Annotated in this window: 15 protein-coding genes; 11 read left to right on the top strand and 4 right to left on the bottom strand. The window is 72.3% G+C overall.

Translation table 11 applies throughout. The features are described from left to right. Window positions 1-26 precede the first annotated feature (26 nt). The 6 genes from IEY78_RS02665 to IEY78_RS02640 all read left to right on the top strand — a co-directional run bounded on the left by IEY78_RS02665 (window position 27) and on the right by IEY78_RS02640 (window position 5,472). Window positions 27-1,145, top strand: coding sequence for an NAD(P)-binding domain-containing protein (locus IEY78_RS02665; protein ID WP_189095875.1), 1,119 nt, complete (start codon window positions 27-29; stop codon window positions 1,143-1,145). A 638-nt stretch (window positions 1,146-1,783) separates the two neighbouring features. Then, entirely contained in the window at window positions 1,784-2,761 is a 978-nt protein-coding gene (locus IEY78_RS02660; protein WP_268240244.1) for an oxidoreductase, read from the top strand. Window positions 2,762-2,850: 89 nt separating this feature from the next. After that, complete coding sequence (locus tag IEY78_RS02655; RefSeq protein ID WP_189095873.1) at window positions 2,851-3,498, top strand: class I SAM-dependent DNA methyltransferase; 648 nt, start codon at window positions 2,851-2,853, stop codon at window positions 3,496-3,498. 173 nt (window positions 3,499-3,671) lie between these two features. Beyond that, window positions 3,672-4,619: an alpha/beta fold hydrolase gene (locus IEY78_RS02650; protein WP_189096178.1), complete on the top strand. Its 948-nt coding sequence runs from the start codon at window positions 3,672-3,674 to the stop codon at window positions 4,617-4,619. After that, window positions 4,541-5,071, top strand: coding sequence for a 2OG-Fe(II)-dependent halogenase WelO5 family protein (locus tag IEY78_RS02645; RefSeq protein WP_189096211.1), 531 nt, complete (start codon window positions 4,541-4,543; stop codon window positions 5,069-5,071). Before IEY78_RS02650 ends, IEY78_RS02645 begins: the two co-directional genes overlap by 79 nt. Then, window positions 5,068-5,472, top strand: a complete 405-nt coding sequence (locus tag IEY78_RS02640) for a hypothetical protein (protein WP_189095872.1) — start codon at window positions 5,068-5,070, stop codon at window positions 5,470-5,472. Before IEY78_RS02645 ends, IEY78_RS02640 begins: the two co-directional genes overlap by 4 nt. Here IEY78_RS02640 and IEY78_RS02635 read toward each other — a convergent pair. Next, window positions 5,451-6,752 (bottom strand): MFS transporter, encoded by a 1,302-nt coding sequence (locus IEY78_RS02635; RefSeq protein ID WP_189096177.1) that lies wholly within the window; start codon window positions 6,750-6,752, stop codon window positions 5,451-5,453. The two genes, IEY78_RS02640 and IEY78_RS02635, sit on opposite strands and share 22 nt — an antisense overlap. Before the next feature lie 652 nt (window positions 6,753-7,404). Between IEY78_RS02635 and IEY78_RS02630 the strand changes: the two genes are divergently transcribed. The 3 genes from IEY78_RS02630 to IEY78_RS02620 are packed head-to-tail and all read left to right on the top strand — an operon-like array spanning window position 7,405 to window position 10,288. Then, window positions 7,405-8,157 carry a (Fe-S)-binding protein gene (locus IEY78_RS02630; RefSeq protein ID WP_189095871.1) on the top strand — a complete coding sequence of 251 codons (753 nt, stop codon included), beginning with the start codon at window positions 7,405-7,407 and terminating at the stop codon, window positions 8,155-8,157. Beyond that, a complete protein-coding gene (locus IEY78_RS02625) occupies window positions 8,154-9,644 on the top strand; it encodes a lactate utilization protein B (protein WP_189095870.1) in 1,491 nt (496 codons plus the stop codon). Before IEY78_RS02630 ends, IEY78_RS02625 begins: the two co-directional genes overlap by 4 nt. Continuing rightward, window positions 9,641-10,288 carry a LutC/YkgG family protein gene (locus tag IEY78_RS02620; RefSeq protein ID WP_189095869.1) on the top strand — a complete coding sequence of 216 codons (648 nt, stop codon included), beginning with the start codon at window positions 9,641-9,643 and terminating at the stop codon, window positions 10,286-10,288. The genes IEY78_RS02625 and IEY78_RS02620 overlap by 4 nt, the downstream gene beginning before the upstream one ends. On the opposite strand, the gene IEY78_RS02615 is transcribed toward IEY78_RS02620, so the two are convergent. Then, window positions 10,266-10,652, bottom strand: a complete 387-nt coding sequence (locus IEY78_RS02615; RefSeq protein WP_189095868.1) for a DoxX family protein — start codon at window positions 10,650-10,652, stop codon at window positions 10,266-10,268. The genes IEY78_RS02620 and IEY78_RS02615 overlap by 23 nt on opposite strands. A gap of 102 nt (window positions 10,653-10,754) precedes the next feature. After that, window positions 10,755-12,572 carry an ABC transporter ATP-binding protein gene (locus IEY78_RS02610; RefSeq protein ID WP_189095867.1) on the bottom strand — a complete coding sequence of 606 codons (1,818 nt, stop codon included), beginning with the start codon at window positions 12,570-12,572 and terminating at the stop codon, window positions 10,755-10,757. Between the two features lie 125 nt (window positions 12,573-12,697). Between IEY78_RS02610 and IEY78_RS02605 the strand changes: the two genes are divergently transcribed. Together IEY78_RS02605 and IEY78_RS02600 are read left to right on the top strand one after the other, a co-directional pair. Then, the gene (locus tag IEY78_RS02605) at window positions 12,698-13,156 is read left to right on the top strand and encodes a MarR family winged helix-turn-helix transcriptional regulator (RefSeq protein ID WP_189095866.1); all 459 of its coding nucleotides are present in this window, start codon (window positions 12,698-12,700) and stop codon (window positions 13,154-13,156) included. Window positions 13,157-13,188: 32 nt separating this feature from the next. Then, complete coding sequence (locus IEY78_RS02600; protein ID WP_189095865.1) at window positions 13,189-16,158, top strand: FAD-binding and (Fe-S)-binding domain-containing protein; 2,970 nt, start codon at window positions 13,189-13,191, stop codon at window positions 16,156-16,158. Between the two features lie 12 nt (window positions 16,159-16,170). Here IEY78_RS02600 and IEY78_RS02595 read toward each other — a convergent pair whose 3' ends face one another. Beyond that, window positions 16,171-17,541 (bottom strand): alpha-amylase, encoded by a 1,371-nt coding sequence (locus tag IEY78_RS02595; RefSeq protein ID WP_189095864.1) that lies wholly within the window; start codon window positions 17,539-17,541, stop codon window positions 16,171-16,173. Window positions 17,542-17,624 lie beyond the last annotated feature (83 nt).

Here is a 17,624-nt window from a genome sequence, read left to right as displayed (position 1 = left end):
CCACCCCTTCCCCGGTTGGATGAAACATGAACTACTCCGGGGTGCGGGACGTCGAGGTCGTGGTGATCGGTGCCGGGCAGGCCGGCCTGGCCGCGGCCTTCCATCTGCGGCGGGCCGGCTGGGCGCCGGACCGCGACTTCGTCGTGCTCGATCACTCTCCGCGCCCCGGCGGGGCCTGGCAGTTCCGGTGGCCCACGCTCACGTACGACAAGGTGCACGGGATGCACGCGCTGCCGGGCATGGAGCTGACCGGCGCCGATCCGCGGCGCCCGTCGTCCGAGGTGATCGGCGGGTACTTCGCGCGCTACGAGGAGACCTTCGGGCTGCGGGTGCACCGGCCGGTGAGCGTGTCGGCGGTGCGTACGGGCGACGGCGAGCGGCTGCTGGTCGAGACGTCCGAGGGGGCCTACGCACCACGGGCGCTGATCAATGCGACCGGGACCTGGGACCGGCCGTTCTGGCCCCGGTTTCCGGGCCAGGACGTCTTTGCCGGCCGTCAGCTGCACAGCGCGCAGTACGCGGGGCCGGAGGACTTCCGCGGTGCGCGGGTCGTGGTGGTGGGCGGTGGGACGTCGGCCGTCCAGCAGCTGATGGAGCTCGCGCCGGTCGCGGCCGCCACGACCTGGGTGACCCGTCGGCCACCGGTGTTCCGGGAGGGGCCGTTCGGCGAGGAGCAGGGCCGGGCCGCGGTCGCCCTCGTGGCGGAGCGGGTACGGCAGGGGCTGCCGCCACAGAGTGTGGTGAGTGTGACGGGGCTGCCGATGACCGAGGCGCTGCGGCAGGCCCGGGCGAGCGGCGTGCTGGCCCGGCAGCCGCTCTTCGAGCGCCTGACGCCCGGCGGGGTGGCCTGGGCCGACGGTCGTACGGTCGAGGCCGATGTCGTCCTGTACGCGACGGGTTTTCGCGCGGTGCTCGACCATCTCGCCCCACTGCGGCTGCGCGAGCCGGGCGGCGGCATCCGGATGGACGGCACCCGCACCCTGCACGATGCGCGGGTGCACCTCGTCGGGTACGGACCGTCGGCGAGCACGATCGGCGCCAACCGGGCGGGGCGCGCCGCGGTCCGCGACATCCGGCGGCTGCTCGACGGGCCCCGTCAACCTGGCCGGGGTGAGCTGGAGTTGGCAGGGAGCATCGCCTCCTGAGGCGGGGAGCCCGGCCTCCTGAGGGCGAGCAGCTCACTGCCTCCCCGGGGGCATCGCGGAGGCTTCTCACCTGCTCACGCTCGGATGCGGGAACACGCGTTCGCGGGCATGCATGATCGAAGAGACGGGGCCTTCAATTGACTTCCCCCGGCGGTCACTGTGGACGAGGCGCAGGCGGCGGGCTGCAGACCGTAAGCCGACGCCCTCCGGTCGATATCCCTTTACGGGCCGACGAGTTGGATCCCACACCACACGTCAAGGAGAAGCCCCCGATGAACATCCTCACCAACCTTCTCGCGTGCGTCCTGCACTTCGTGGGGTGGCTCATCTGACCCACCCCGCATGAAGGCGCCGCCGCCCCTGTCCCTGGAGCGGCGGCGCCTTCGCGTGCGGCGGCTTCCTGCCCCCGGGTCCCCGCCGGCCCGCTCCACCCTCTCCAACGGCCGGGCCGCGCCGCGGAGTTCCCGTCCCTGGTGTGACTTTTCGCCCGCCCGGTACGCCTTCTCACGGTGATGGCCGTCGGCCCATACTCCCGAACCGGAACGGAACCGGAAACAGAACCGGCGGTGACGGTGGCGGTGGCGTCGGGACGAGAACCATGGGGGTGGGGCACGGTGGGACCAGTGAGGGCCGGTGCGGTGCATGCGGGCACGGCGGCGGTTGCCGCGGCGGACGCGGGTACCTGGAAGCTCGGGGACCTGGAGGTGAACCGTCTCGGTTTCGGTGCGCTGCGGTTGACGGGCAACGGGATGGGCGGCGGTTCGGACGGTCCGCCGATCGACCGGGAGCGGGCGATCGGACTGCTGCGGAGCGCGGTCGAGCGCGGGGTGAACCACATCGACACCGCCGCGTTCTACTTCTCACCGCTACGTTCCGCCAACGAGCTGATCAACCGGGCGTTGTCGCCCTACCCCGATGATCTGGTCCTGGTGACCAAGGTCGGGCCCGGGCGGGATCCGTCCGGCGCGTGGCTGCCCATGGCCAGGCCCGAGCAACTGCGCGGGCAGGTCGAGGAGAACCTGCGCCAGCTCGGTCGGGACCATCTCGACGTCGTCAACCTGCGCAGGAACGGCATCACATCGATCGCCGAGCACTTCGGCGCGCTGGCGGAGCTGCGGGAGGCCGGGCTCATCCGCCACCTGGGCCTGTCGAGTGTCACGCCCGGGCATCTCGCCGAGGCACGGGCCATCGCGCCCGTGGTCTGTGTGCAGAACTGTTACAGCCTGGACCAGCGGACCGCCGACGCCAACGGCCTGCTGGACCTCTGTCGTCGGCGAGGCATCGCGTTCGTGCCGTTCTTCGCGATCTCGGGCCATCGGCGCGAGGCGTCCGCCGTCGACACCCATGACGACGCCCTCCGCGCGATCGCCCGCGCCCACGACGCGACACCCACGCAGATCCGGCTGGCCTGGACGCTGCACCGCGGGCCGCACGTCCTGGCGATCCCCGGCACGTCCGACCCCCGCCACCTGACCGAGAACATCGCCGCGGGCGCGCTGCGCCTCTCCCGGGCCGATCTGGACATCCTCGATGGCTCGGGCACCATGGACGACCCGGATGGGGCGGGTAGGTCGGACGGGTCGGATGGCCAGGGCAGCTCGAAGGCGACCGCCTAGCAACGTACTTGGGGGCTCTCCTCCAGGTGCGATCGGCGAGGAGGGAGAGGCCGCCCCGGAGAAGGCCGGCCACCCGCTACGGTCTCCGGATGACCGAACCCGACACCGTGCACGCCACCCGCGAGGCCTACGACGCCATCGCCCCCACCTACGCCGAGCTGTTCCACGACACCTTGCGCGACCGTCCGTTGGAGCGCGGCCTGCTGAGTGCCTTCGCGGAGCTGGTGCGGACGAACGGTGACGGCGGGGTCGCGGACCTCGGCTGCGGACCGGGCCACCTCACCGCGCACCTCGACGGGCTGGGCCTGAAGGCCTTCGGCGTCGACGCCTCCCCGGTGATGATCGAACTCGCCCGCGCGGCCCACCCCGGGCTGCGGTTCGAGGTCGGTTCAATGGCCGCGCTGGACATCGCGGACGGGGCGCTGGGCGGGGTGCTCGCGCGGTGGTCCGTCATCCACACCCCGCCGCGGGAGCTGCCCGCCCTCCTGGCCGAGTTCGCCCGGGTCCTGGCCCCCGGCGGGCACCTGCTGATCAGCTTCCCGGCCACCGACGGCCCCGACCACGAGACACAGGCCTACGACCACACGGTGACGACGGCCTACCGGTGGTCCCCCGACCACCTCGCCGCGCTCCTGCGTGCGCACGGGCTCGCGGAGTCGGCCCGCCTGGTGAGCGAGCCGAAGCCCACCGACCGGCGGCAGTTCCAGGAGGTCCAGCTCCTCGCGCACAAGGCGTAGACCACGGAGTCACCCATCCGAGGGCGGCGCGGGGCGCTGCCCGCCATGACGGCGTCGACGGCTGAACGGCCCGTCGGGACACACGCCCCGGGCGCCCCCTATTTGCGGACACGACCTGGGCCCGCGCGTCAAGGATCACCGGGCGTACGCTCATGACCATGGTTGAGCATCGGATGGTTGACGTGAACGGCGTTCGACTGCACATCGCCGAGCAGGGCGACGGGCCCCTGGTGGTGCTGCTGCACGGGTTTCCCGAGTCGTGGCACTCCTGGCACCGCCAGTTCGGACCTCTGACCGAGGCGGGGTTCCGAGTGGTCGCCCCCGACCAACGCGGATACGGGCGCAGCGACCGTCCCGACGACGTCGACGCGTACAGCATCCTCCACCTGGTCGGCGATGTCGTCGGGCTGATCCAGGCCTTGGGCGAGGAGAAGGCGTACGTCGTCGGGCACGACTGGGGCGCGCCGGTCGCCTGGCACACCGCGTTGCTGCGACCGGACATGGTGCTCGGGGTGGCCGGCCTGAGCGTGCCGCCCCCGTTCCGGGGGACGCAGCCTCCGCTGGCCGCCATGGACAAGAGGTTCGGCGGCCGTTTCTACTGGAACTACTTCAACCGCACCGGTGTCGCCGATGCCGAGTTCGCGCGTGACGTCCGCACCACCCTCCGGAAGTTCTTCTCCTCGGCTTCCGGCTCCGCTTCGGAGACCGGCGAGGTCAAGCAGCCGCTGATCGAACCCGGGCAGGGCTGGCTGGCGAGCATGCCGGACCCCGAGGTCCTTCCGGAGTGGTTCACCGAGGACGATCTCGACGCGCTCACCGAGAGCTTCTCCGAGGGCTTCACCGGGGCCCTCAACTGGTACCGCAACCTCGACCGCAACTGGGAACTGACCGCTCCCTGGCACGGCGCCGTCGTCTCCCGGCCGGCTCTGTACATCTACGGCGATCGCGACCTCGTCCCCGCCTTCCCCGGCACACCCGAACTCATCGAGCGCCTCCCCGCCCTGATGCCCAGCCTCTGGCGCGAGCCCCTCAAGCTGCCCGGTTGCGGGCACTGGACCCAGCAGGAACGCCCGGACGAGGTGAACGCGGCGCTCATCGAATTCCTCAGGGCAGGTGCCTGAGCGCGGTCTCGGTCGCGCAGGAGCCGGACGGCCGCGACTACGAGGCTTCCGTCGTCCGCATCCACGCCGACGGCGTCCGCAACCCGCTGCACAACGACAACATCATGCGCGACGCCCAGGGCACCGGCCTCGCCCTCACCGACCTCGCGTACCAGCTCAGCTGCGTGGTCTGCCTGCAGGAGTGCGACGCCGGCGGCGAGCTGCGCATGTACCGCAAGCCCTGGGAGCCCGTGGACGAGGCGTACAAGATCCAGGACGGTCTCGGCTACGACGAGACCGTGGTCGACGGCTATCCCTGCCACGAGTTCACACCGCAGGCCGGAGACATCTACCTGATCAACCCCACGCAATACCACTCCATCGAGCGGGTCACCGGTCCCGACCGCCTCACCATGGGCTTCTTCTTGGGCTTCGCCGACGACGCGCTCAATTCGGCGGTGGTGTGGGGATGACGGCACACACGGTCTCGCCCGACGCCCCCGCACGGGCGGTCCCGCTACGGCACACGGACCGCACCATCGGCACCACCGGCACGACCTCCGACCGCCTGCTGGCCTTCCTCCAGGACGGCCGGGCCCGTCACCGCCTCATCGAACATGCCCCGGAGGAGATCTTCTTCAACGCGGCCGAGCTGGACCTGTCCCTCGCACTGCACACAGAGGACAACAGCGACCGCTCCGGAAAGACGGGCGACGCCGGGTCGGCCGCGCACCGCCGTGGTCGCCGGCACGAGCAGCGGCATCGGCCCGGCACCGCCCGCAGACCGGCGGACGAGGGCTTCCACTTCCCGGCTGGAACGGAAGGGCCGTCGGTAGCAGGCACCCGCCACCCTCACCGCTCCAGCGGGCCGTGAGCCGTCTCGGGCAGTCGAAAGTAGACGGCGGAGGAGACCAGGCAGAGCACGGCCACGTACACGGGGAAGAGGCCGGCGTGGCCCATGTCCTTGAACAGGGTGCCGACATAAGGTGCCGTGCCGCCGAAGAGGGCAACGGTGAGTGAGTAGGGGAAACCGATTCCCGCGGCGCGCACCCTGGCCGGGAACGTCTCGGCGTTCACGGCCGCCGAGACGGCCGTGAAGCCGCTCAGCAGGATCATTCCCGCGCACTGCACGAGCAGCAGCGTGACGAAGGAGTCGTCGAGCGAGCGCAGCAGCGGCACGATGAGCGCGGCGAAGCCGATTCCGAACGTCAGCAGTAGCGGCTTGCGCCCGATCCGGTCGGACAGGATGCCCGCGAGGGGCTGGAGCAGGGCAAAGAACGTCAGCGAGAGGGTGCCCGCCAGCAGCGCGTCTGCTTTCCCCACCCCGGCGTTGAGCTCGGCGTACGTCGGCAGGTACGACGTCCACGTGTAGTACGCGAGTGTGCCGCCCGCCGTGATTCCGCAGATCAGCAGCGACTCGCGCGGATGGCGGCGCAACGCCTCGAAGAGGCCTGGCCGGGACGCCTTCGCCTGCTTCTCGACGGGGGTCTCCCCTGCTCGAACGGAGTCGAGCGCTTGGGGAAGAGTCTCGCGCGCGCCGCGCCGGACCCAGAAGCCCACGAGGCTCAGGAGCGCGCCCAGCACGAACGGGACCCGCCAGCCCCAGCTGCCCATGGTGGCGGGCGCGAGATTCGCGACGAGTACCGCCGCGACGCCGGAAGCGACGAGCTGGCCGATGGTCGTCGACACATACTGGAAGCTGGAGAAGAGCCCCCGCCGCCCGGGCCCGGCCGACTCCACGAGGAAGGTCGTCGAGGCGGCGAACTCCCCGCCCACCGACAGCCCTTGCAGCAGCCTGGCCAGGACGAGGACGACCGGTGCGAGGATCCCGGCGGCAGCGTACGTCGGCGTCAGCCCCACCAGCAGGCTGCTGCCGCCCATCAGCAGAATGGTCACCGTCAGCGCCGCACGGCGCCCGCGCCGGTCGGCGACCGCGCCCATCAGCAGCCCGCCGACGGGCCGCATGAAGAATCCCACCGCGAAGACCGCGAATGTCGAGAGCAGCGGCACCAGCGAATTCGCCGCGCCCATCGGGAAGATCTGCGCGGCGATATACGTGGCAAGGAAGGTATATGTGTACCAGTCGTACCATTCCACCGCATTGCCGACCGAGGCGGCGAGCAGCTGCCGCACAGGGCGCGCCGGCGGGGTCATCGCGCCGGCACGAGAGCCCTCAGCAGGGGAATCCAACCCGCCCTCGGACGCCGGCCCTTCGTTGAAAGATCCCATGATCACGCATCTCCCCGCCTTCGGGCACGGCAATCACACCGTGCCGACCTCTCCCTATTTCGTAGCGCCGCGCGCCACAAGCGAACCTTCACCGTCGACCGCTCCATCGAGGTCACCTGGCATGCGGAGTGAGCATCTCCACCCCTACGCAAAGGCTCAGCCCAGGCATTCGGAGCACTGCTGGCTCGTCGTCAGGTCAGTCAGCGAACAGCCAGCCTCGACCCGGCCGGAGACGGCGAGACTCAGCAGCACCCGCAGATGCATGATCACCCACATGATTGCTCCGACCTGCGAAGATGCAAGTACGGGACGCTCAAGTGGGCTGCCTGCGCGACCGTGCAGGAGGACCACCCCACCGCGTTCCCGATGGAAGCGGCGGCCAGCTGCCGGAGGTGTGACGGCGGGTGGGTGCCGTCGGGTGCCCGGTCCTCGGGTATGTACTCGGGGCTCGACATGGTCCTCCGCTCCGGGTTCTTCTCGTGGGCCTGCCGCTGGGGCAGGATGGACTGCCAGGTGATCATGTACCGCGGAAGCGGCTGGCCGCCAGGGGCCGTGGCGGTCGAAAGGAGAGTGCAATGTGCGTGTAGCACTGTTCGTCACCTGTATCAACGATCTGCTCCAGCCGCGGACGGGGCAGGCGGTGGTGGCACTGCTGGAACGGCTGGGGGTGGAGGTCGCATTCCCGGAGGGGCAGAGCTGTTGTGGCCAGCCGCAGTTCAACACCGGCTACCGGCAGGCGACCGAGCCGCTGGTGCGCCGTTTCGACCGGGTGTTCCGCGACGTCGACCATGTGGTCACCCCGTCCGGCTCGTGTGCCGCGATGGTGCGGGACAACTACCCGCGGATCGGGGCGAAGGCCGCCGCCGAGGGGCGCGGCCCGGAGCTGGCGGACGCGGCGGCGGCCGCGGTGGCCAAGACGTACGAGCTGACGGAGTTCCTGGTGGATGTGCTGAAGGTGGAGGATGTGGGCGCCTACTACCCGCATACCGTCACCTATCACCCCACCTGCCACGGGCTGCGGATGCTGGGGCTGGGTGACCGGCCGCGGCGGCTGCTGGAGCGGGTCGGGGGGCTGGAGCTGCGGGAGTTGCCGGGCGCCGAGGAGTGCTGCGGCTTCGGCGGCACCTTCGCGGTGAAGAACGAGGCGGTCTCGGTGGCGATGGGCGCCGACAAGGTCCGCAATGTGCGGGCGACCGGCGCCGAGGCGCTCTGCACGGTCGACAACTCCTGTCTGCTGCACCTGGGCGGGATTCTGAGCCGGCAGGGTGCGGCGGTCCGCCCGGTGCATATCGCCGAGATCCTGGCCAGTACGGAAGGGAACGAGTGGTGAGCGGTACCTACCTGGGCATGCCGGCCTTCCCCCGGGCCGCGGCGGCCGCCACCCGTGACACCCGGCTGCGCGCCAACCTCACCCATGCCACCCACACCATCCGTGACAAGCGGGCGGCGGCCGTGGCCGAGCTGGACGACTGGGCGCAACTGCGGGCGGCGGGCGCCGCGGTGAAGGACCGTACGCTGCGCCATCTGGACCACTATCTGGAGCAGTTGGAGGCCGCGGTCACGGCCGCGGGCGGGCAGGTCCACTGGGCGGCGGACGCCGACGAGGCCAACGCGCTGGTGACCCGGCTGGTGCGGGAGACCGGTGAGCACGAGGTCGTCAAGGTCAAGTCGATGGCGACGCAGGAGATCGGGCTGAACGAGGCGCTGGCCGAGGCCGGTATCCGTGCCTACGAGACGGATCTGGCCGAGCTGATCGTGCAGCTCGGCGGGGATCTGCCGTCTCACATCCTGGTGCCGGCGATCCATCGCAACCGCTCCGAGATCCGCGACATCTTCCGGCGGGAGATGGCCGACTGGGGGCGTCCGGCGCCCGAGGGGCTCTCCGACTCCCCCGCCGAGCTGGCCGAGGCGGCGCGGCTGCATCTGCGGGAGAAGTTCCTGTCGGCGAAGGTCGCGGTCTCCGGCGCGAACTTCATGGTGGCCGAGACGGGCACGCTGGTCGTGGTGGAGTCCGAGGGCAACGGCCGGATGTGCCTGACCCTGCCGGAGACGCTGATCTCCGTCGTCGGCATCGAGAAGGTGGTGCCGAGCTGGCGGGACCTGGAGGTCTTCCTCCAGTTGCTGCCGCGCTCCTCCACCGCGGAGCGGATGAATCCGTACACCTCCACCTGGACGGGCACGACGGAAGGCGACGGTCCGCGGACCTTCCATCTGGTGCTGCTCGACAACGGGCGGACCGATACCCTCGCCGACACCGTCGGGCGGCAGGCGCTGCGCTGCATCCGCTGCTCGGCCTGCCTGAACGTCTGCCCGGTGTACGAGCGGGCCGGCGGCCATGCCTACGGCTCGCCCTACCCGGGCCCGATCGGCGCCATCCTCACTCCCCAACTGCGCGGCATCGAAGGGTCGTTGGAGGCTTCGCTGCCGTACGCCTCCTCGCTGTGCGGGGCGTGCTACGAGGTGTGTCCGGTCGCCATCGACATCCCCGAGGTGCTGGTGCATCTGCGGGAGCGGGTGGTGCAGGGCGGGCCGGTCACCCGGGGCGGGTCGCGGGTCGTGCTCAAGCCGGCCAGGGGCCATGCCGCGGAGCGGGCCGCGATGCGCGCGGCGACCTGGGCCTTCGACCATCCGGGGGCGCTGCGCGCCGGGGAGCGGCTGGCGGCCCGCACCCGGCGGCTGCATCCGCGGCGGCTGCCGGGGCCGGGGCGCGCCTGGTCGCGGACCCGCGATCTGCCCGCGGTGCCCGCCGAGTCCTTCCGCGACTGGTGGCGGCGCACCCGCGGGGAACCGTCCGAGCAGGCAGGAGGCGAGGCATGAGCAGCCGGGAGGTGGTGCTGGCGCGGGTGCGCCGGGCGTTGGCGGATGTGCCGCGCGAGGAGCGGCCGGACGAGGTGCCGGTGGCGCGTGACTACCGGCGGGTGCACGGGTCCCGTACGGCGGAGGAGACCGTCGAGCTGCTCGCGGAGAACCTCGCGGACTACCGGGCGCTGGTGCACCGCAGTACCGCCGGGGCGCTGCCGGGGCTGATCGGGCGGCTGCTGGCGGAGCGCGGTGCGCGCACGCTGCTGGTGCCGCCGGGCCTGGACGCCTCCTGGGTGGCCGCGTCGGACATCACCCGCGTCGAGGACCGGGCGTCGGCCACGGCGCGTGAACTCGATGCCGTGGACAGCGTGCTGACGGGGTGCGCGGTGGCCATCGCGGAGACCGGCACCCTGGTGCTGGACGGCGGGCCCGATCAGGGCCGTCGGCGGATCACGCTGGTGCCCGACCATCATCTGTGTGTGGTGCGCGTCCCCGAGCAGGTGGTCGACTCGGTGCCGCAGGCGCTGCCGCGGCTGGCGCCGGACCGTCCGCTGACCTGGATCTCCGGGCCGTCCGCCACCAGCGACATCGAACTCGACCGGGTGGAGGGGGTGCACGGTCCGCGGACGCTGGAGGTCATTTTGCTGACGGGGGCGTAGCCGCGCGGGCGGTGTGCAGGGCCCAGCCGATCAGGGGGAGCTGGGCGGGCAGCCGTCCGTAGGCCAGGGCCTTGAGCGGGGCGGGGCGGTGCCGCCAGTCGCGGGCCATCTTGACGTTTGCCGGGAAGACGGCGGCGAACAGGCCGGCCGCGGCGAGCGCGCCGGCCCGGCGGGTGCGGGGCAGGGCCACGGCGGCGGCGACCGCGAGTTCGGCGGCGCCGCTGGCGTACGTCCAGGCGCGCGGGGTGCCGGGCAGCCGCCGGGGCACCAGCGCGTCGAAGGGCTTCGGCGCGAGGAAGTGGAGGGTGCCCGCCCCCGCGAGCAGACGGGCCAGCGCGCGGGCGGAACGGTCGTCGGCGGTCACGGGAACTCCCGGAGCGTAGGGGCGGCGGGCCGGGAAGGGGGTGCGGCGGCCACCCCGACCAATGAACTGGCCGCCGCGCCCCCGACCTTACCCGCGGGTCACTTACGGGGCCATCATCTGCTCACCGGCCGGGGTGAGGTCTGCGTCACGCCGCACCAGCGCGGCATAGCGCCCGTCGGCGGCGAGCAGCTCGTCGTGGGTGCCGCGCTCGGCGATCCGGCCGGCGTCCAGCACCACGATCTGGTCGGCGTCGCGGACCGTGGAGAGGCGGTGGGCGATGGTGAGGGTGGTGCGGCCCGCGGACAGCTCGTCGATGGCCTGCTGGACGGCGTGCTCGGTGCGGGTGTCCAGGGCGCTGGTCGCCTCGTCCAGGACGAGGACGGGCGGGTCGCGCAGGATGGTCCGGGCGAGGGCGAGGCGCTGCTTCTCGCCGCCGGAGAAGCGGTAGCCGCGTTCGCCGACGAGGGTGTCGTAGCCGTCGGGGAGGGCGGCGATGTGGTCGTGGATCTGGGCGGCCCGGGCGGCGCGTTCGATCTCCTCGTCGGTGGCGTCCGGCTTGGCGAAGCGGAGGTTGTCGGCGACCGAGGCGTGGAAGAGGTAGGTCTCCTGGGAGACCACCCCGACCGTGCGGGCGAGGGTGTCGAAGTCGAGGTCGCGGACGTCGGTGCCGTCGAGGGTGACCCGGCCGCCGGTCACGTCGTAGAGGCGCGGCACGAGGTAGCTCAGGGTGCTCTTGCCGCTGCCGGTCGGTCCGACGACGGCGAGGCTGCCGCCGGCGGGGACGGTCAGGTCGATGCCGTCGAGGGTGGCGGCGGCGTCGGCGTCATAGCGGAACGTGACGTTCTCGAAGCGGATCTCGCCGCGCGGGGCGGCGATCCGGACCGGCTCGGCGGGCTCGGTGATGGCCACCGGCAGATCGAGGTACTCGAAGATGCGCTGGAAGAGCGCGAGCGAGGTCTGCATCTGCACGCCGGTGGACAGCAGGGAGACGGTGGGCCGCAGCAGGCCCTGCTGGAGCGAGACGAAGGCGACCAGGGTGCCCAGGGAGAAGGCGGGGCCGCCGAGCTGGAGGACGAGTCCGGCCGCCCAGTAGATCAGCGCGGGCATGGCGGCCATGACGATGCCGATGGTGGCCATCCGCCAGCGGCCCGCCATGTTGGCGCGGACCTCCAGCTCGACCAGGCGCTCGGACTCGTCGGCGAAGCCCTTGGTGAGGGAGTCGGCGCGGCCCATGGTGCGGCCGAGGAGGATGCCGCTGACCGAGAGGGACTCGGTGACCATCGCGGACATCGCGGCCATCTGCTTCTGGCGCCGGGTGGTGATCTTCTTGCGTTCGTTGCCGACCCGGCGGCTGATCCAGACGAAGAGCGGGAGCAGCAGCAGGGAGACGACGGTCAGCCGCCAGTCGAGGGCGACCATGGCGCAGACGGTGGCGAGGACGGAGGTCAGGTTGGAGACCAGGGAGGTGGCGGTGGAGGTGACCGTCGCCTGCATGCCGCCGATGTCGTTGGCGATCCGGGACTGGACCTCGCCGGTGCGGGTGCGGGTGAAGAAGGCCAGCGGCATGCGCTGGAGCTTGGCGTAGACGGCGGTGCGCAGGTCGTGCATGACGCGCTGGCCGACGGTGGTCGACACCAGGGTCTGCAGCACGCCGAAGACGCTGGTGGTGACGGCCGTGGCGATCATGCCGAGGGCGAGCAGGCTCAGCAGCCCGGTGCGCCGGCCGGGGATGGCCACGTCCAGGATCTCGCGGAGGAGGAACGGAGAGGCCACCGACACCAGCGAGGAGGCGCCGACGAGCAGGCCGACGAGGGCCAGCCGGCCGCGGTAGGGGCGGAAGAGGGCGAGGATCCGCCGCAACGGCACCGGCGTGTCCGGGTCCTTGGGCGGTGGGGTCCACTGGGGATCGTCGCTGCGCATGGGCTCCTTCGAGAGGGTGCGGGAGAGTCCGGCCGGGGACGGCCGGAGACGAGCGTCGTGGAGCTTAGCTCATTGTTACCTATACTCACAATGAACCTGGTCCTGATATCCGCTATCCTCACGGCATGCCCTCCCCCGAGCCGACGGTCAGCACCTCGAACCTCGCCGAACAGCTGGTACGGCTGACCCGCCGGATGCACCGCGCCCAGAAGCACCATCTGGAGCACCTGGACATCGCCTTCACCCCCGCGCAGTCCCGGCTGCTGCGGATCGTCGACCACTACCGCGGCACCCCGCCGCGGATGGCCGACCTCGCCGAGCGGCTGGAGGTCGTCCCGCGCGCGGTGACGACGCTGGTGGACGCCCTGGAGGCGCACGGCGCGGTGCGCCGGGTGCCCGATCCGGCCAACCGGCGGGTGGTGCGCATCGAGCTGACCGACACCGGACGGTCCACGCTGCGCGCGTTGCGCAGCGCCCGGCGGGCCGCGGCGGAGGAGATCCTGGCACCCCTGACCGCCGATCAGCGCGAGGTGCTCGGCGGACTGCTGTCCACCCTGGTCGACGGGCCGGGTGCACCGCATTGAGCTGACCTGCCGTCAACCGGAGGAGTGCCGCCATGCCCCTGCTGGAGCCGGATCCCCGGAGCCTGCGGCCCACCGCTCCCCCCGGCCCCGCGCCCGACCGGGTGGCCGCCGGGCGCGCGGCGGGCACCCCCGAGCGGCTGCGGGACGACCTGGTCGCCCTGCTCGGCCCGGACAAGGTGCTCCACACCCTCTCCGACCTGGTCCGCTACGCCTCCGACGCCAGCCCGTACCGCTTCGTCCCGCAGGCCGTGGTCATGGCCGAGGACCTCGACGACGTCTCCGCGGTCCTCTCCTACGCCCGGGACAACGGCCGCCATGTCGTCTTCCGGGCCGCCGGGACCTCGCTCAACGGCCAGGCCCAGGGCGAGGACATCCTCGTCGAGGTGCGCCGCCACTGGTCCGGGATCGAGGTGCTGGACGACGGCGCCCGCGCCCGGATCCGGCCGGGCACCACCGTGCTGCGCGCCAACGCGGCCCTGGCCCGCCACGGCCGGCTGCTGGGGCCCGATCCGGCCAGCGCCCTCGCCTGCACCCTGGGCGGTGTGGTCGCCAACAACGCCTCCGGGATGACGGCCGGCACCACCCGCAACTCCTACCGGACGCTGGCCTCGCTGACCCTCGTCCTGCCGTCCGGCACGGTCGTGGACACCGCGCGGCCGGACGCCGACGCGCTGCTGGCCGAGGCCGAACCGGCGCTGTGCGCGGGCCTGCTGGCGCTGAAGGCGGAGATCGAGGCGGATCCCGCGCTGGTGGCCAGGATCCGCGCCAAGTACGAGATCAAGAACACCAACGGCTACCGTCTGGACGCCTTCCTCGACGGCGCGAGTCCGGTGCGGATCCTGCGCGGGCTGATGGTCGGCTCCCAGGGCACCCTCGGCTTCATCGCCGAGACCGTCTTCGACACCGTGCCGCTGGACCGGCACACCGCCGGCGCGCTGCTGTTCTTCCCAACGCTGCGCGCGGCGGCCGCGGCCGTGGAGCGGTTCAACGAGGCGGGCGCGCGGGCCGTGGAGCTGATGGACGGCAACACGCTGCGCGCCTCCGTGCGGGTGGCCGGGGTGCCCGCGGACTGGGCGGCGCTGCCCAAGGAGACCACCGCGCTGCTGGTGGAGTTCCGGGCGCCCGACGAGCGCACCCTCGACGGGTACGAGCGGGCCGCCGGGCGGGTGCTGGCAGAGCTGGAGCCGGTCGCCCCGGTCGCGTCCGTCCGCAACGCCTTCACCCGGGATCCGGCGGTCCTCGGCGGCTACTGGAAGGCCCGCAAGGCATTCGTCACAGCGGTCGGCGGCTCCCGGCCACCCGGGACGACACTGATCACCGAGGACTTCGCGGTGCCCCCGTCCCGGCTCGCGGACGCCTGTACGGCCCTGCTGGAACTCCAGTCACGGCACGGCTTCGACACCGCGGTCGCCGGCCACGCCGCCCACGGCAACCTGCACTTCCTGCTCGCCTTCGACGCGGCGAAGCCGGACGACGTGGCGCGCTACGCCGCGTTCATGGCGGACTTCTGCCGGCTGGTCGTGGAGCGCTTCGACGGGTCGCTGAAGGCGGAGCACGCCACCGGCCGGAACATCGCGCCGTTCCTCGCCCTCGAATGGGGGCCGCGGGTCACGGAGTTGATGTGGCGGATCAAGGAACTGATCGACCCGCGCGGCGTGCTGGCCCCGCGCGTCCTCCTCGACCGCGACCCCCGGGCGCATCTGCGCGGGCTGAAGACCCTCCCCGGCATCGAGGCCGCCGCCGACCCGTGCATCGAATGCGGCTTCTGCGAACCGACCTGCCCCAGCGCGGACCTGACCACCACACCGCGCCAGCGGATCGTGCTGCGCCGCGAGATGCTGCGGCAGCCGGCCGGCTCCCCGGTCACCGCCGCGCTGCTGGACGCGTACGGGTATGACGCGGTGGACACCTGCGCCGGCGACTCGACCTGCGCCCTGGACTGCCCGGTGGGCATCGACACCGGCGCGCTGATGAAGGACTTCCGCCACCGGCGCCACACCGCCCGCGAGGAGTCGGCGGCGGACCGGGCCGCCCGGCACTTCCGGATCGTCGAGCGGGCGGCGCGGCTTGCGGTGGCCGCGGCGGACCGGCTCGACGACCGACTGCTGACCGCCCTCACCCGCGCCGCCCGCCGGGCCGTCCGCCCGGACCTGGTGCCCGAGTGGCTGCCGCGGATGCCCGGCCCGGCGGCCCGCCACCTGCCCGGGACCCGGCGGGCGGGAGCGGCCGCGGTCTACTACCCGGCGTGTGTGAACCGGATCTTCGGCGGGCCCGCCGGGTACCGCAGGCCCTCCCTGCCGGAGGCGATGGTGGCGGTGTCGCAGCGGGCGGGCCGCCCGGTGTGGATCCCGCCGGATGTCGCCGGGACCTGCTGCGCGACGATCTGGCAGTCCAAGGGATACCGGCGCGGGGCCGCGGTGATGGCCAACCGCGTGGTCGAGGCCGCCTGGGGATGGACGGCGGGCGGCCAACTGCCGCTGGTGGTGGACGCCTCCTCGTGCACCCTGGGGCTGACCCGGGAGGTCGTGCCGTACCTGACGCCGGCCAACCGGGCGCTGCACGACGGGCTGACCGTCGTCGACTCGGTCGTCTGGGCCGCAGGCGAGCTGCTGCCGCGTCTGGACCCGGTGCGCACGGCCGGGTCCGCGGCGCTCCATCCCACCTGCGCCACGGCGCACCTGGGCAACGGGGAGCAGCTGCGGGAGGTGGCCCGGGCGTGCGCGCGGGAGGTGGTGGTACCCGACGACGCGGGCTGCTGCGCCTTCGCCGGGGACCGCGGGATGCTGCACCGCGAGCTGACGGAGTCGGCCACCGCGAAGGAGGCGGCCGAGGTGACGGGGCGGCACTTCGACATGCATCTGTCGGCGAACCGGATGTGCGAGATCGGAATGGACCATGCCACCGGGGGCCGCGGCTACCACTCGGTCCTGATGGCGCTGGAGCGGGCCACCCGCCCCGGCGGGCCGGACGGGCCGGGGCGGCCGGGCCCGTCCGGCGGGTGAGGAACGGCGCGCTCAGCGCACGGGAAGCAGCGCCACGGCGCGCTTCGCCGGGACGGTCAGACGGACCTTCCCGTCCTCCCCGACGGTGACCGTGTGGCCGTCGCACGAGGACGGGTCGGCGGCGACCACATCGCAGTAGGTCCCGCCGGGCAGCGAGGTCGCGAAGGTCTGCTTCAGCTCCCCGTCACCGTTGTTGAGCGCGACGAAGCCCTTGCCGCCGCGGCCGAAGGCGAGCGCGCTGCTCCCGTTGTCCCACCAGTCGGTCAGCGGGGCCGCGCCCACCGCGTTGCGGAAACCGACCATCCCGGTGATCTCCCGCTTGGCGTGCTCGCGGGTCCAGCCGGCGCTGCCGCTCGGCGGTCCGGCGTCCTTGTCGGTCCACTCGTAGCCGGAGTAGACGTTCGGTGAGCCGTAGGGCGAGGCGAGCATGAAGGCATTGGCGAGGGTGTACACGGCGCCGTCCTTGTAGGTCAGCGTCGAGCCGTTGCGTTCGGTGTCCCAGTTGTCGACGAAGGTACGGGCCTTGTCGCCGCCGAGCTTGCCGTCCGCCACGGACTTGAGCTGGGCGAGGCCGCCGCCCTGGAAGGCGTTCTTGAGCTGGCTGCCGTAGCGGAACTCGTCCACGTCGCCGGTGCCGGTGTACTCGTCGGGCCGTACCGCCTCGCCGTCGCCGTAGATGACCTCCTGCGCCCAGTAACCGGGGTCGCGCATCTTGCCCTTGATGGCGGCGAGGTCGGTGGCGGAGATGTGCTTGGCGGCGTCCACCCGGAAGCCGTCCACCCCCATCGACCACAGGCCGTCGAGGTACTTGGCGATGGTGGTGCGGACGTACTCGCTGCCGGTGTCGAGATCGGACAGGCCCACCAGCTCGCAGGTCTGGACGTCGGTGCGGTTGCCGTAGTCGGAGATGCTGCGGCGGCAGCCGTGGAAGTCCTGGTCCTGGTAGAAGCCGGGGTAGTCGTACTTGGTGTACCGGGTGCCGCCGGTGCCGGTGCCGGCTCCCGCGGCCATGTGGTTGATGACGGCGTCGGCGATGACCTTGACGCCCGCGCCGTGGCAGGTGCGGACCATCGAGGCGAAGGCGTTCCGGTCGCCCAGCCGGCCGGCGATCTTGTAGCTGACGGGCTGGTACGAGGTCCACCACTGGTCGCCCTTGATGTGCTCGGTGGCGGGCGAGACCTCGACATAGCCGTAGCCGTCCGGACCGAGCTGGTCCGTGCAGGCCTTGGCGACATCCGCGTACTTCCACTCGAACAGCGTGGCGGTGACGGTCTTTTCGCCGGGCGGGGCGGCCTGGGAGGACCACGGCGCGAAGGTGGCGAGGCCGGCCGCGGCCAGCACGCCGGCCAGCGCCCCGCCGAGCACACGGGAACGTTGCTGCATCTTGCGGCTCCTTGGTCATGGGGCACGGCAGGCACACCGCGCCCACGAGTGCAGCCACGCGCCGGCCGCCATGGGGGATGGTG

Source organism: Streptomyces kronopolitis, assembly GCF_014646275.1.
Taxonomy (GTDB): domain Bacteria; phylum Actinomycetota; class Actinomycetes; order Streptomycetales; family Streptomycetaceae; genus Streptomyces; species Streptomyces kronopolitis.
Note: the sequence above shows the minus strand (reverse complement) of the source record. Positions and strands in the feature narration are given on the sequence as shown.